At 39.0% G+C, this 15,476-nt stretch carries 12 protein-coding genes; 3 read left to right on the top strand and 9 right to left on the bottom strand.

Translation table 11 applies throughout. The features are described from left to right. Nucleotides 1-143 precede the first annotated feature (143 nt). From L0951_RS13315 to L0951_RS13300, 4 genes are all read right to left on the bottom strand, one after another. Complete coding sequence (locus L0951_RS13315; protein WP_234111752.1) at nt 144-1,169, bottom strand: hypothetical protein; 1,026 nt, start codon at nt 1,167-1,169, stop codon at nt 144-146. Between the two features lie 686 nt (nt 1,170-1,855). Beyond that, nucleotides 1,856-2,479, bottom strand: coding sequence for a hypothetical protein (locus L0951_RS13310; protein ID WP_234111751.1), 624 nt, complete (start codon nt 2,477-2,479; stop codon nt 1,856-1,858). A gap of 788 nt (nt 2,480-3,267) precedes the next feature. Beyond that, nucleotides 3,268-3,813, bottom strand: a complete 546-nt coding sequence (locus tag L0951_RS13305) for a hypothetical protein (RefSeq protein WP_234111750.1) — start codon at nt 3,811-3,813, stop codon at nt 3,268-3,270. A gap of 50 nt (nt 3,814-3,863) precedes the next feature. After that, the gene (locus tag L0951_RS13300; protein ID WP_234111749.1) at nt 3,864-4,127 is read right to left on the bottom strand and encodes a hypothetical protein; all 264 of its coding nucleotides are present in this window, start codon (nt 4,125-4,127) and stop codon (nt 3,864-3,866) included. Nucleotides 4,128-4,506: 379 nt separating this feature from the next. Here L0951_RS13300 and L0951_RS13295 point away from each other — a divergent pair, with 379 nt between their 5' ends. Together L0951_RS13295 and L0951_RS13290 are read left to right on the top strand one after the other, a co-directional pair. Beyond that, nucleotides 4,507-4,803, top strand: a complete 297-nt coding sequence (locus L0951_RS13295; protein WP_234111748.1) for a hypothetical protein — start codon at nt 4,507-4,509, stop codon at nt 4,801-4,803. 23 nt (nt 4,804-4,826) lie between these two features. Beyond that, a complete protein-coding gene (locus tag L0951_RS13290) occupies nt 4,827-5,474 on the top strand; it encodes an SOS response-associated peptidase (protein ID WP_234111747.1) in 648 nt (215 codons plus the stop codon). A 423-nt stretch (nt 5,475-5,897) separates the two neighbouring features. Here the strand turns inward: L0951_RS13290 and L0951_RS13285 are convergent, their stop codons facing one another. The 5 genes from L0951_RS13285 to L0951_RS13265 all read right to left on the bottom strand — a co-directional run bounded on the left by L0951_RS13285 (nt 5,898) and on the right by L0951_RS13265 (nt 12,434). Continuing rightward, nucleotides 5,898-6,644, bottom strand: a complete 747-nt coding sequence (locus L0951_RS13285) for a rhamnogalacturonan acetylesterase (RefSeq protein WP_234111746.1) — start codon at nt 6,642-6,644, stop codon at nt 5,898-5,900. Nucleotides 6,645-7,047: 403 nt separating this feature from the next. Further along, on the bottom strand, nt 7,048-9,024 hold the full coding sequence (pelA, locus tag L0951_RS13280) for a pectate lyase (RefSeq protein WP_234111745.1): 1,977 nt from the start codon (nt 9,022-9,024) through the stop codon (nt 7,048-7,050). Between the two features lie 299 nt (nt 9,025-9,323). Next, complete coding sequence (locus L0951_RS13275) at nt 9,324-10,535, bottom strand: glycoside hydrolase family 105 protein (RefSeq protein WP_234111744.1); 1,212 nt, start codon at nt 10,533-10,535, stop codon at nt 9,324-9,326. A 6-nt stretch (nt 10,536-10,541) separates the two neighbouring features. Continuing rightward, complete coding sequence (locus L0951_RS13270; RefSeq protein WP_234111743.1) at nt 10,542-11,519, bottom strand: DUF4861 family protein; 978 nt, start codon at nt 11,517-11,519, stop codon at nt 10,542-10,544. A 21-nt stretch (nt 11,520-11,540) separates the two neighbouring features. Continuing rightward, nucleotides 11,541-12,434 carry an alpha/beta hydrolase gene (locus L0951_RS13265; protein WP_234111742.1) on the bottom strand — a complete coding sequence of 298 codons (894 nt, stop codon included), beginning with the start codon at nt 12,432-12,434 and terminating at the stop codon, nt 11,541-11,543. Between the two features lie 302 nt (nt 12,435-12,736). Between L0951_RS13265 and L0951_RS13260 the strand changes: the two genes are divergently transcribed. Beyond that, on the top strand, nt 12,737-15,241 hold the full coding sequence (locus L0951_RS13260; RefSeq protein WP_234111741.1) for a T9SS type A sorting domain-containing protein: 2,505 nt from the start codon (nt 12,737-12,739) through the stop codon (nt 15,239-15,241). The last annotated feature ends 235 nt before the right edge of the window (nt 15,242-15,476 follow it).

The following is a 15,476-nucleotide window of genomic DNA, read 5'->3' as shown; positions in this document are numbered from 1 at the left end:
TGCTTTGTAGCTCTGAATGCTAAAAACGAAATCCCCATAATAGGACCATCATACTGCTGAAAAGCCACCGGAGCTTCCGTTCAACGGGCTTTCATTTCTTGTCTTGCAGACAAAACGAAAGATTAGTTATTGTGCAGTCGCAATTATTTAAGTTCTTCAACTGTTACAGTCCAGTTTCCAGAAGCATTCACGTTTAAATAATATTTTCCTGCACTTTTTTGAATTGTGCTTTCGCTTTCTTCATTTTCTGCTTGTGACATAACTTCTGGAACTCCACCTGTTTTCATTATATCATCACCTTCATCAACAACATAGACAGCAAACATTCCCATTCCCAATCCACCATCAGCTTTATAATTATATTTAATTCTTGCTTCGTTTCCTGTAAGTTCAAATGTTGGAGATTTTTTCATTCCATTTCCTGAAAAACTATAAACTTTTGTCCATTCTTTTTCTTTTGGCGTTTCAATTACCGTTTGTCTAGAAGTTTCTGTGGTCTTATCAGTAGTTGAAATATTACTCGTGTTTGAGCTTTTTTTATCATCCATTAAGTTGTAAAAAAATGCAAAGGCAATGAATGCTGTTATTCCGATTTTCCAACCTTTTGAAAAAACATTACTTTTCCATAAAGCATATAAACCAATTGGAAAAAATATTATGCAAAGTATAATTACAAGCCATTTTTTATTATACCATTTTTTAGTGTTGGATTGATTGAAATTGCTGTTTTGCTGTGTATAATTTGAGGAACTGAAATTTTGTGGTTGTTGCGGTTGTGAGAATTGAGTTTGTTGAGAATTTTCTGTTTTAGGATTTTCAGTAATTTGATTTCTGTTTACCAAAACATTTGAAGTGGCTTGTAAAATTCTTTCAATATTTTTTCTATTTTTTCCCATATCAAAAGCTCCTCCAAACATTATTCCGGTTTTTGGGGAAGATGTTATTGATACTTTTGTTAAATTTTCAGAAATTGTTGTAAGTTGTATAGGAATGTTTTCTCCCCAACTATAAAGACTTACTCCTGCTTTAACAAGAATTCTTCCAGATAATTTGTCTGCGTTTTCAATCTTCATTCCATCAATTTTAGGAATTGCTTCACACATTGCATTAAATACATTGTCTTTGTTAAATGGGAATTCACTTTCACCATTGTGATCTAAAAATGCCATAGTTTATGATTTAAAATTACTTTTCCGTTATTGCTACAAAAATATTTGTAAAAAAATTCATTTCATTACGGAAATCCGTAATTTGAAGCAGTTTTTTAATGCGATTGCACATAACGTGCCGCGTATTGACGATGGGCGGGATTTTTAGCACTGAACTTTAATCAAAGAACGAAAGCTGAATTTTGCACTTCCATTGATACGAAGCCGTTCAGCCCGCCTATTGCCAATACGATGCTGAACTAAACCTCCGGTAGCTTTTCCCATTCGCCGTTTTAGTAATTTTGTTTTTTTTAACAATCAAAACATTACTATGGCTACAAAAAAAATCTACTGAGGATTTAAGATCAAACAAATTCCTCAACCGTGCTTCGAGCGAAGTTAACGGTTTTGCCGAACTCCTGCAACGCTTTGAAAGAAATATTTCCATCCTGGGCAGAAGCAAACGCACCTTCGATAATCAATCCGCAGAACCTGCCGGTCGGCAGACAGGAATTGCTACCAAAGGCTAGCCAACGCCACAAAAAAAAGCAGTCCTTTTGAGAATTGCTTTGTAGTTCTAAATTCTAGAAATGAAATCCCTATAAGAGGATTATTATGCTGTTGAAAAACTGCCGGAGGTTCGGTTCAACGGGCTTTCATCTCTTGTCCTGCGGACAAGACGGAAGCTGGGTTATTATCTGCAGTATTTATTTTTTGATGTAATATATGTCGATTTCTTGCTTTAGGGCTTTTTCTCTTTTTCTTTTATTAATAATTATTCCTCTATCATCTAGAAGTCCAATTAAATTTCCATTTTTATCTACATGTTTTCTTAAACATAATCTTTTTTGTCCATTTACTTTACGAACAGAAAAGCTCCAAATTTCTTTTCCTAATTTTAACGATGGAAATCCTGCAAACATATTATAAGAAAAAGGCTGATTTTCTAAATTTATTTGAGAAACCATATTTTTTGAATTTTCGTAAAAAGTAATAGTGTTATTTTCGATTTTAATAAATTTTGTGAATTTAATATTCGAGTAATAATCTAAATCGAACTTTTTTTTAAGTTTCCATTTTCCTTTTATTTCCTGATAGAATAATTCGCGACATTTAGGAATTAAAATTTCAATCTTTTTTATTGCATTTTCACCATTACGAAAAGTGTCCATTTGAGAAATTGTGTAATAATAATTTATTGCCTCAAAATAATTTCCATCTTTCTCTAATTCAGCAGCTTTTTTCTCATAATTATTTATTAATTCTATATTTGATTGGGCATTTATAGAATTAATTGTTAATAGAAAAATTATTAAAAGAAAATATTTCATAATATTAATTTAACAGTCGCTTTGAAATTCTGACTAACGTTAAATGTAAACATTGATAATCAAATAGTTATATGTTTTCATTTTTTGACTATTTGATTATCCAAAATAGTAAAAATTTCTTCGTTAGCGGCTAAAAACAACTCCGATTTCGAGTAGGGGAATTGCAGATAATGTTTTGCCGCTTTGCGAAGGCGGGGATTTTCAACACTAAACTTCATTAGATGCATAAAGCTTGAATTTAGCACATCACTTTCATAGAAGCACGAAACCCCCGCTTTTGCAAAACGGCTGTTGAACTAAACCTCCGGTAGCTTTTCCCATTCACCGTTTCATTAACTTTGTTTTTATTAACCTTTTAAAAACCCATAAAATGGCTACAAAAAAAATCTACTGAAGATTTAAGACCTGCCTTGACCGCAGTCGAAAGGACAAACAAATTCCTCAACCGTGCTTCGAGCGAAGTTAACGGTTTTGCCGAACTCCTGCAACGCTTCGAGAGAAATATTTCCATCCTGGGCAGAAACAAACGCACCTTTGATAATCAATCCGCAGAACCTGCCTGTCGGCAGACAGGACCCCCTTCCAAAGGCTATCAAACGCCACAAAAAAAAGCAGTAATTCTAAAAAACTGCTTTGTAGCTCTGAATGCTAAAAACGAAATCCCCATAATAGGACCATCATACTGCTGAAAAGCCACCGGAGCTTCCGTTCAACGGGCTTTCATTTCTTGTCTTTCAGACAAAACGAAAGCTTAGTTATTAGCGGTTCGGTGTTCTTTCTCTGTCGTCTTAGTTGTCATTGAATAGTTGAACTAAAAAGTCTTTAATTTTTCCTTCTGTCCAATTTTTTGAACTTCCTGAAAAGTTGTAAGTCAAGCCGTTCTTAGAGCCAAAAAGAAAGATTGTATTCACGTTCTTTTCGTCACTTTTTGCTTGCCATAAAATGTAACCCTTGTTTGCTTGGTTGTCAATAGTAGTAACCGTCAAACCTTGTTTTTCCCAATATTCTGCGTCCCATTTTACAAAGTCAGTTACGAATTCATTGTCTGTTTGATTGGTTTTATAAAACGGATATTTATCTTTTGGATTTTTAGTTACAGCAAAAGTTGTTGAGTCGTTGTTTGTAAAGAAATGCTGTTTGCTTACTTGGTTGTAACTTGTCTTTGTCCATTTGTCTGGAAAAACAATATTACCATAGGGAAACAAAGTCAATGTCGTTTGATTCTTCTTTTCGTCATAATTTTCTGCGATAATCATACTTGTTTGTGTCGTCTTACAGGAAGTCAACACTAATAATAAAAGTCCAATTACGATATTTAAATTCTGTCTTTTCATTTCTGTTCGTTTTCGTTTTACACTGACCGCTAACTCCAAATATACGCAATTTATTCATCACCCAAAATCATGATTTTCACTGATTGCCAATCCTTTAATGAAAACCTATATTTACACATAATGTATATCTTAATCTGCGGGTTATGAAAAATACGCAACTTACTTTCAACCCCCGACCATGATGATATTTCACCCGGAGAACCTGATGCGAAAGCAGTGATCCGGCTTGGTTTTCCTACGAGTCCCCGATGCGCAAAGTCACCATGCTCATCTATTTTTTTCAGCTTACCTATTCGGCAATATTTTTTTTCCATCCGTACTTCATTCAATATTTATTATATTCGTAATGAGTAATGGCGGAATAGTATTGAAACAGATCCCAATCTCAAAACCCGACTGATTAAATGGGATCAATATAAAGAAACAGTTTTTTTTACAAGGAATGTACCTTGGCTCATCCGGAAGTATTTGAATTCCGGAACCGTACTGCCGAATGTTTTTTTTAAATTGAGCTGCCTGTTTTTTCAGTCTTAAATATTGAATAATTTCTGATTAATTTTAATTTTCAAAAAATCAACACCTATGAAATCAAAAAGAAGGTTTTTTATCATCGCCTTATTTTTTTTAAGCGTCAACACATTTGCACAGAAAAAATTTACGGGAACGTTTTCGAATGGATATAAAGGCGCAAAAATGAGTTTTATTTTATCCTCAAACGGTAAAGAAATAAAAGATTTTACTTTTGAAGGCTACTGGCGTTGTGCAGGATCTACCGAATTGATCACGGCAGGACCCACAAAAAGTTTTCCTGTGCATCAGGGTAAGATACAAAGTATCATCGTGGAGCCGGAAAATGGTGGTTCATCAGCTTTCCGGTTCAACATCAATGGTCTGATCAATGGAAAACAGGCATCAGGAACTTTCAGGATGTCTGTCACAGGATTAAGTTGTGATACCTACGAATTGAACTGGACAGCAAAAAGCCTTTGAACATTTTATAAGCCTGTTTAAAAATGTGCTACTACATTTCATTATTATCCGAAGCGCAGGAACTGGAAGAGTTCTTCGATGCGACCTATCAGGGAGAACCCTATCATAAGGAATTCAGAATCAATGGTTTTGCCAACCCAAAAATACCGGTGATTCTTGACCGCGAACCCAACCATATTATTCCTGCTCAGTGGGGCTTCTTACCGTCCTGGGCAAAAGACCGGGAATTTGCCAAAAAAACACTGAATGCCAGAATGGAGGAAGTCCACGATAAACCCACCTTCAAAAATTCGGTAAGCAACCGTTGCCTGATTCCCGTGAATGGCTTCCACGAATGGAAACATCTGGATTCTAAAGGAAAACAGAAAGACAATTATTTAATTAAAATTAAAAACCAGAACATCTTCACCATCGGAGGACTTTACAATATCTGGACAGATCCCTCCACAGACCAAGAATTGTTGACCGTGACCATCGGCACCACAGACGCCAATCCACTGATGGCGGAAATTCACAATACCAAAAAAAGGATGCCCATCCTGTTATCGAAACACAACCAATACACCTGGCTTGATGACGTTCCGGTAGAATACTTCCTCTACCCCGAATATGATCCAGAACTGGAAGCTGAAAACCTTACCAACACCGAAGGAGCTGCAACCTTATTTTAAGTCCTTTTTCCGAAGCTTACCTCTTGATCCGGCTGTACAGATTCTCCTGACTTTGCATCCGTCCAGGAAAACTTTATTCTTGATCAAAACAAAGCCATGAAAGAAGGCAAGTCATGAGTAACCGGGAATCCATTGTGGTGCAGAGTCAAACTTATCAGTAGGATTTTCGCTGTGATCAGACGAGGGACGCCCTATATGGATACCTATAAATTTGCGTCGTGAAATTTAACAGATTTTTTCTGGTTTTTTTCATAAAATGTTCAGCGGAAAGTAAACGACGTGATTGGAAAATCGGGAAATATCGGCTGAAACAGAACCGCACTTTCATTACGAAGTTATAATAATACAGTTCCGGTCCATCCAAAGCTGTTTATGAATTTGTAAACATCATGAAAACCGATACGGAGCAGCGCCGAAAAAATATTATTTCAAGTATTTTACCAGCGGATGATGCTGCCTTTTCAGCTCCTGTACAAAAAGTTTCGAGATTTCAGTTGCTCCCAAAACCGAAAGATGGGTATCATCAGTCTTTCCTTCGGGATAATACGGAATTTCGTTTGGGGCAAAATGCAGATGTAATTTCCTGGAACCTTCTGCTCCGTACTCCATTTCCAGATTTTCGGTGAGGTACTGCATATCGAAAAACGGCACCTTCATCTCTTGCGCGACCAATCTCGCAATCAGTGTATAATTTCCATGTGAATCGAGCAAAACGCCCTCTTTGTTGAATTTTCTTCTCGCAATGGAAGAAAACACAATCGGAACCGCACCTTTGGAACGTGCCTCCTCGATGTAGCGGATCAAATTGTGCCGGTAAGAAGTCTGCGGATTCGTGTATCGGGTTGGATCGGTTTCTTTCGCATCATTGTGACCGAACTGGATGAAGAGGTAATCCCCTTTTTTCAGCGAGTCCAAAACCGGCTTCCAATGTCCCAGTTCCCGGAAACTTTTGGTGCTTCTTCCGTTTACGGCATGATTGAAAATCCGGACATTCCCGGTAAAAAATTGCGGCAAAACCTGAACCCATCCCCTTTCGGGATTTTTGTCGGTATCGGGCTTTATCGCCATCGTGGAATCGCCGATGGTGTGAATAGTGATCTTTTTGGACGGATTGGTTGTGGCGCAACCGGCCATTACCATTAAAAAAACAAGAAATTTAAAAATATTCATTGGGACCATTTATTATGTTTTTCTTTCTTTTATTTTTGCCTTGATGCAAAAGTAACAAAAGATCAAGACGGGATCTTTTTGCCTCATCTTTGTTTATATTTTTAATGGAATCGGCGAACCTACTTCGTCGGTTTGCCTCATCTTGTTTATTGTTTTAATGGAATCGGCGATCCGCGATGGCGGATTGCTAAAAAATTAAAATTTATTCAAGAGAATTTCCAAACTAGCGCGGATTCACAATGAATTTCTCCGTTCCATATTATTTCCCGCCCTTGAAACAAAGGAAATTTTCAGGTCATTATCATTAGATTTTTGCCGAGGAGATTCCCATTTTTCTTAACGCAAAAATCTCCTAAGTCGTCAAAAAAAAGTGATCAAACAAAATGATTTTATGTTGACCTTATTATTTTTGATCCGCCATTTTATACCAGTTTTTTCTAAGTTCATCCTTCAGGACATTTTTCTTTGTGAATTTCAGGGCTTCTTTTTCAGACAGCTTTTTCGACCAGGAAACCCGACCGCTTAAATCTGCACCTTTTCCTGTATTTCCAAATTCACCAAAAAATGTGGTCTTTTCCGCTTCCTTTTTATTCCAATTGTCCCAACCTTTTGGTGAAATATGGTTTCCAAAATCGGAATTGATGAACACCGACTGTGCAAAATTCCGCCAGGGCCTTCCCAGATAAACTTCGTTCAGGCCTTCACTTGCAGTCAGTCTGCAATTGGTGAAAACAAAACCAAACCCGCTTCCTTTCGGGGTTGAAGGTGCAGTGATGAATGAGTTTTTCTTGCTGTGGATTTCACAATTTTCGAAAAATGCAGTGGCTCCTCCAAAAATAAAGTCGGTAGTTCCTTCAATGTAGGAATCTTTTATTAAAATTTTTGCCTCCTGATCTAGAAACAGCGTATCCTGATTTCCCAGAAGTCTGCAGTTCACAATTGCGGTTCGGTTTGCGACAATGCTCAAGGTGATCGCCTGCCCCACTTCTCCGGCAGAATTTTCGATGGTTAAATTTTCCAGAATCGCGTCATTTCCTTCCACCAAGAACGTGGGGGTAAAAAAAGTGCTGTTTCTCGCCTTGTCCATCTTCGCAAAATAATCACCAAAACGGATGATGGTCTTTTCTTTGCTTTCACCCAAAATTTTCAGGTTCGTATTCCATTGATGAAGTTTTACTTTCTCTTCATAAATTCCGTTTTTAATGAAAATCGTGATTCGTTCCTCCGGAAAAGATTTACAATGATCGATAGCCTGTTGAATGTTGTCAAAATCTCCTGTTCCATCTTTCGAAACGGTGTATAAATTTTTGTCGGGCAAGGTTTTCACATTTTCCATTTTCCAGGCACCGTACTTTTCCAAAACCTGTGAAGGTGCGTCTGTAAACCAGGCGTAGCCATTTCTTCGTTCAAAACCGATTTCCGAATAAGACTTTTTCCTAATTCCATCCCGGTCACAGAAAAAAGGTTCATTGGTTTCCAAATCACTGAAACGTGCCCAAATCGGGATTGCATTTAGGTCTTTGACCCACTTTTTGTCGCCATCAATTCTCACTTCCTTGAAGCCGGTAATTTTATTGATTTTAAACCAATTCACGGCACTTTCCACCGAACGGATCACTTCTGGCGAGGGATTTTTCAGCGACATTAAAAATAACACCAGAGTTGCCGATTCTTTTCCACTTAAGGAAGGTAATTCATAAGCTCTGGCTTTTGCCGGGAAAAGAGAAAATTCGTCGTGTTGGGCGCACCAAACCGTGAGTTTTCCGTTTTGGCGGTATTGGGTTTTTAGGATGATGTCGATTCCTTTGTAGAAAGATTTTTGGATTTCAGGAAAAGTTTCAGCCGGAATCGAAATTGGGAAACTCTGTCTTTTCTCCAAAAGTTCCTGCCAGAGAAAAAGAACATTCACCATGGCATCGTCATTATAAGTAATGTGCGAACTGTAATTGCTTTGGATGGGATAAAACTGAGGCCAACCTCCATTTTCATACTGTGCTTTCAGCAGATAATCTATTCCCTTTAAAAATGCCGTTCTGTACCTTTCATCGGGTTGAAACCGAGCAACATTGGCCAAAAACCGCATTTCCTGAGTAGTGGCATCGTTGTCAATCGTAGTTACCGTGAAATCGTTTTTGGAACGGAGGAGTTTTTGAACTTCGTCATCGGATAACACTTTGTGCATCGGGACATTTTTTTCCCAACCGCCGTTGTTTTTCTGATAGCTCAAGACATTTTCGGCAATTCTTCTGGCTTCCGGAGATTTCAGGAAGTTTTCGTCTTTTGTTGCCGCTAATCTCACCCAGTTCTTATCGATGAGCTGGCTGTTTACCATCTGAATTACAAACAGCGAAATGAGAAAAAACAGGGTTCGGAGATTCATTTTTACACTAAATTTATTTGGATAGGAAACCACCAGAATTTCTTTACCAACCGATGTCATAAAACGCAGTGGCTCCCTTATTATTTACCGCTTCAAAATTAAGGCGCAAAGAAATTGATCAGTCAATTTTTCTCTATTTTGGAAATATTGGACTTTTTAAATATCGGAAAAACCAGTTGACAAGGTCAAACCCGGCGTCTAAATCCGGCACAAAAAAAGGCAGACGTACTGTCAAATGACCTTCGCGACGCTCCATTTGACAGGAAGCCGAGCAAAAAAACCTGGATTGCCCAAGTAATTTACCGATCCAGCTGCAATGCCGCCAATATAAACGGTCCGGTTCCTTTTGGGTCATTATCTTTCTTTTTTTCATTCACATAATACTCAAAAGAACCATCTCTGAAAGGATTTCCGCCCAATCCGGCCACTGCACAAACATTCGTCAAGGTGACATATCCTTCCGGAGAAACTTTCACGAGTTCATTGACCAAACCATCAAAAGCTTTGTTGGCAACAGTTTTAAATTCTTTTGGCAAATATCCTTTGTTTGCACCTTTCGCAAAAGCATACGCAAACATGGCCGAACCGGATGCTTCAAGATAATTCCCATCGCGGTTTCCCTGATCCGTCACCTGATACCACAATCCGGATTTGTCCTGATACTTCACCAATGCACTGGAAAGGTCGTTTAAATAGGATATCAATTCCGGCCGTTTCGGATGATTTTCCGGGAAATAATCCAACACGTCTACCAAAGCCATCGCATACCAACCGAGCGAACGGGACCAGAAATTGGGGGAAGTTCCGGTTTCCGGATCAGACCACGCCATTTTTCGGGATTCGTCCCACCCATGGTAAAAGAGCCCGGTTTTCTGATCGAGAAGATGTTTCTGAATCAACTCAAACTGCAGCGCCACATCATCGAGTTGGTCTCCATTTTCGAAAGTTTTGCTGTAACGGGCATAAAATGGAGCACCCATATACAGTCCATCGAGCCACATTTGGTTCGGATATATTTTTTTGTGCCAGAAACCTCCTTCCGAAGTTCGCGGCTGCTTTTCCAACTGCAATCTTAAGGTTTTTAAAGCAGTCAAATACCGCCCGTCTTTCGTTTTTGCATAAAGGTCAAACAAATGATGTCCGGCAATAATCATATCAATATTGAAGTTATCAAACTTGTAGGATGGGATTTTTCCGTCTTTACCGATGGTTGCATCCGCATAACCTTTCACATAATCGATGTATGGTTGATCACCCGTTTTCGCATAGAGTTCCTCAAAAGCAATCATATTCAGACCGTGCACATAATCCCATTTCGGGGCGGTTTTATCGTCGATCATGTAGGCTTCCGGATATTTTTTCATCAGCGTCAAAGCCATTCGCTCGGACCATTTCCTGTTTGCCGGAATTTCAGAATAATTTTCAGCCGATTCTGACCGCGGTTTGCATCCGGTCAAAAACAGCAAACCAAATAAAACAGTGAGGAATTTTTCCATCTTTACCTTTCTCATTTCTATTTATTTTAATGGGTTTCCCGCGTTTAATTTGGACAGGTTCACATCCAAATAGCTCAAGAATTCGGATTCAGTTTTGATGCCGTTTGGTTCTTTATCCCAAGCTCCGAGAAAGTAGAACGTGATTTTTCGGGTAGTTGGTTTAAACTGAATGAGGTAATCGTCTTTTCCTTTAAAAACATCTTCAGCATCAGAAATTTGGTAGAAAACCGCCATTCCCAGGTAGTCATCGAACAGAGTTTGTTTTCCATAAGTCGCGATATAGCCCCATTTTCCATTAGGAACCGTTTTTTGAATTAATGGAAGTTTGTAGAGATTCACGATTCCTGTCACGATTCCGTCGAGCGCTTTGCTGCTTTGGATGGTGTGTTTGGTGTATCTTTGATCCGGGAAAATGGTGAGTTCGGAAGTGAAATCAGTAGCTTGTCCATTGGTTTTCCAACCCTTGTAACTGATAAAAACTCTGGAGTCTGATCTGTTATTTTCCACGGAAGCGCTGGTTTTTTCAACTTCATTGAAATGGAGCATTTCGCCATTTACCATTCTTCCAATCGCGCCAATTCCCAATCCTTTTCCTACTTTCAGGATATCTCCTCCCCAATCGCTTATCTCGTGATAGGAATCGAAACCATCTTGCCCCACGTTCTGCAGTACGATATTTTCGGTCTTTTTGCCATAAATGTCAATGGCGTTCCTCCAATCCAAATAAAGCCGGTAACCGATTTTGTTGCTCTCCCAACCTGGACCTTCATAGCGGATATCGAAAGAATGGTCCGTGTGAAGCGGATTGAGCGTCAAAGTCTTTACGTTTTTGAAGGTTCCGCCGGAATATTTTCTGCCATTCCATGAACCACCCACTTTTTCTGAGATTTCCGCATAGGTTTTCCCGTTTTTACTTGCAGTGGAAGCATTTTTTGTGGCGGTACAGTTGAGCATGAAAGAAACTGCCGAAATTGCCAGAATTGAATTTGCTATTTTCATTGAATATATTGTTGATATGGATTAATTCTTAAATTGATCGTTTAGAAATTTCAGGATGTGGTCTATAGCGGGATCAAACCAAGGATCAAACATCCAAAAAGTATGTGGTGAGTTTTCAATGGTTTTGATGTCGTATCTGATCTTATTTTTTCTAAAAATTCCCACCATTTCATCTTGTCCGGCGTGGAACCGCCCGAACTGACTATTGATAAAAAGATATGGAATTTTCACTTTTTCGGCGTGCATTAAAGGTGAAGCATCTTTCCAAATTTCGGGATTTTGTTCGAAAGTTCCTCCCAACCATTTTTCGGCGGATTCCCCTTCTTTAGATTGCGGATGATGAAAAGCGAGAATTCCGTCGATGTCGATCACTGAATGAACCAAATCCGGAAATTTTGCGCCAATTAATGCGGCTATCTGTCCACCGGAAGAGGTTCCGAGGAGCGAAATCTGGTTTTTATCAATATGAAATCGTGTGGCATTTTTCTTCACATAAGAAATAGCTTTGACCACATCATGGATTGCTGCGGGATATTCTGCTTCACCGGAAAGGCGGTATTCCACCGCAAAGCAATTGAATCCTTTTTGTGAAATGCTTCTGGCTAAAGCATACATCATCTCTTTGGAACCCGATTTCCATCCTCCGCCGTGAATCAGGATTACCGCAGGATTTCTATGGGTGGAATTCCCCAAAAAAGCATCCAGGAATAAACTTCTTCCTTGAAACTGTTGATATTCGATGTTTATGATTTCCTGAACCTTTTCAGATGATTCTATTTTGACCAATTTTGCCGATGGGAATTTTCTGGCCACCTTCACCATCTCTGAACGCAAGGTAAAGGCGGTATCCTTCTGAACCTGTGCAAAATTCAAAGAAAATAAAAACAGGAAAACCAAAAGAGGAATGGATTTCATGACCTACACTTTTCCATCATACTGATGATGAATTGCCAAATTTATTAGCAATCGATTACACAAATCTACAACATTTAAGCCATGTAATGTCATTTTTGGAACATTTATTTCTATTAGAATGAGGCAAAATTAATCATTTCACCACCTTCATGACCGATCAATATTGTTAAAAATCACTGTAAAATAAAGAATTTCCATATACTTTCAAAAAATACCAGAAAAATATTGTGAGATTTCAAAATAGCTATAACTTTGTGTAATCCATTACATAAAAATACTAACAAAAAAGTCTTTAGTACCTCATGACAAAATTTTTATCCATCTTAAGTTTGATGTTTGCCTTCCTGACCATTTCCGGGCAGAATGTAAACATTACCCAGCAATCGGGCTCTTTGGAAACCGCTTATGTAAAGTGGGAACCGGTAACCGGTGCAGAAAGCTACAATGTTTACTACTCGGGAATGGGCGTAACCGACAAAAAAATTGACGACCCACTCATCAGAAGTTATGGAAGTTATTTCCGTGCCGATATCCTGGGACTCGCAGCAGGAAATTACACGATCAAGGTTGCAGCAGTAGTTGGAGGAGTGGAAGGTCCCGCTGCGGTTTCCAATCCAATTGCCGTTTTGCCGCATGACAGAACGGGTTTTGCGCATCAAGGCGGAAGAATTCCCGGTGCATATAATATGGACGGCACCTTGAAAAGCAATGCGGTAGTTATTTACATTACGCAAAATACCAAAAATACGGTTTCCTTAAATGTTACCGGAGCTACCGCAAATCCATGTGTGGGTTTGCAGACGATATTGGATGGCTTCAAAAAAGGGAAAGACAGCCGACCTTTAGCAGTGCGACTGGTTGGAAACATCACCGATTTGAATTATATGTTGAACGGAGATATCGTCATTGAAAACAATAATCTGGCAACAAGTTCCATTACTTTTGAAGGAGTAGGAAATGATGCCTATGCAAACGGATGGGGAATAAGAATTAAAAACGCATCCAATGTGGAAGTTAGGAATTTAGGATTCATGCTGACCGATGCTGCTGAAGGAGATAATGTAGGATTGCAACAAGGAAACGATCATATCTGGGTCCACAACAATGATATGTTCTATGGAATGCCGGGCGGTGCGGCAGATCAGGTGAAAGGTGACGGTGCACTGGACGTGAAAAAATCCACTTATGTGACACTTTCTTACAACCATTTCTGGGACAGCGGAAAGGCAAATCTTTTAGGTCTGAGCGAAGGAACCGCTGCAGGACTTTTTGTGACTTATCACCACAACTGGTACGACCATTCAGATTCCAGACACCCAAGAGTCAGATATTACTCGGCACACATATACAACAATTATTTTGACGGAAATTCCAAATATGGTTCAGGTTCTACAATGGCGTCTTCCCTCTTTCTGGAAGGAAACTACTTCAGAAACGCAAAATATCCGATGTTGATCTCTATGCAAGGAACTGATATTTTTGGTGGTGCCGGCGGAACTTTTTCCAGTGAGGACGGCGGAATGATCAAAGCATTCAATAACACGATGAGCGGACAAACCCGTTTTGTACCTTATGACGCGGCCAATTTCCCGGTGGAATTTGACGCATATGTAGCCAATTCCAGAAATGAGGTCATCAGCAATACCATCAAATCAAAAAAAGGTGGAAATGCTTACAATAATTTCGATACGGATCCGGCACATTACATCAAAAATCTCGTTGTTGATGACCCGGAAACCGCGAAAACAAAAGTGATGCAATTTGCGGGTAGAGTTGACGGTGGCGATATGAAGTGGGTTTTTAACAATGCAGTTGATGACACTTCTTCTGATGTTAATGCCGGTTTAAAGGCCATGTTGTTGAATTATCAAAGCCAAATGATTTTTGTGCAAGGGGAAACTCCAGTTGTGGTGAGTTCGCAGACATTGACCATTCCAAATAATAATGAGCAGACGGTTCTACCCGGAACAGCAATTGAAAATATGATTTTCTCGTGGGGCGGAACTGCTACCGACGTAAATGTGACAGGATTGCCAGCTGCGGGAATCATTGTAACAAAAGACATGATTTCAAAAACAGTAACGGTTTCCGGAATACCGACCGCAGATGTTTCATTTACGGTAACAACGGTGGGAACAGAAGGCACGCCGGTTTCAGGTTCGGGAGCTATTACTGTGGGTGCGGTATCCGACCAAAATATCTTTATCCATAACTTCACTACCGATGGAAAAGTGGATCCGGACAATTATTATTCCATCAGCGGAAACATGAATTCCACAGACGGCTCAACCAGTTATGACGGGCTTACCTTAACCAAAAGGCTAAAAATTGAGACCGCAACAGACATTCATCACACAACCACAAAAACATCAACTTTAACCCTGGTTTTTGATCCTACTTTTGCAGGAAAAATTAAAGTGAACGGAATTACCTATACTGTTCCGGCAGCAGGAAACGGCGTGATTTCAATTCCGAATCTTCCAGCTGGTTTGACTACGATTACGAAGGGTGATACCACTAATTTGTACTACATCAAGACTGTGTATGACACCACGAATTTGGCAACTGAAAATGCAACCAAAGATCTGGAAATTGCGATTTATCCAAATCCGGCAACCCATACCGTTTTCTTGAAGTATGACTCTGAAATCCAGAACATTTCAATCTTCAGCATGAACGGAAATTTGGTGAAAAACATAAACGGAAATGCAAAATCAGTGGATGTAAGCAATTTAACTCCGGGAATTTACATCATTAAAATGGTGACCAAGCAAGGAGTTATGACAAGAAAATTGATCAAAAAATAGATCGATTATTTAATGTAGAAGAAGCCTTCCTCAGTTTTGGGGAAGGTTTTTTTTGGCATTGAGCTAAGTATTGGAGGTTGCTTCAATTTGCCGGCAAGACGTAGCAAGTCTAAGTAGTCTCTCCTTAACAAGCCCTCATTTTCAGTTTTTCTTTAAATCTATACCAATTGAAAACAAGGGTGAATAGGTTTGAAAAATAGAAAAAGATTTTCTCTTTCAGAATCTCCATCATTTT

Origin of the sequence: Chryseobacterium sp. R2A-55 (assembly GCF_021401085.1) — a bacterium.
In the GTDB taxonomy this organism is placed as follows: Bacteria; Bacteroidota; Bacteroidia; order Flavobacteriales; family Weeksellaceae; genus Kaistella.
Note: the sequence above shows the minus strand (reverse complement) of the source record. Positions and strands in the feature narration are given on the sequence as shown.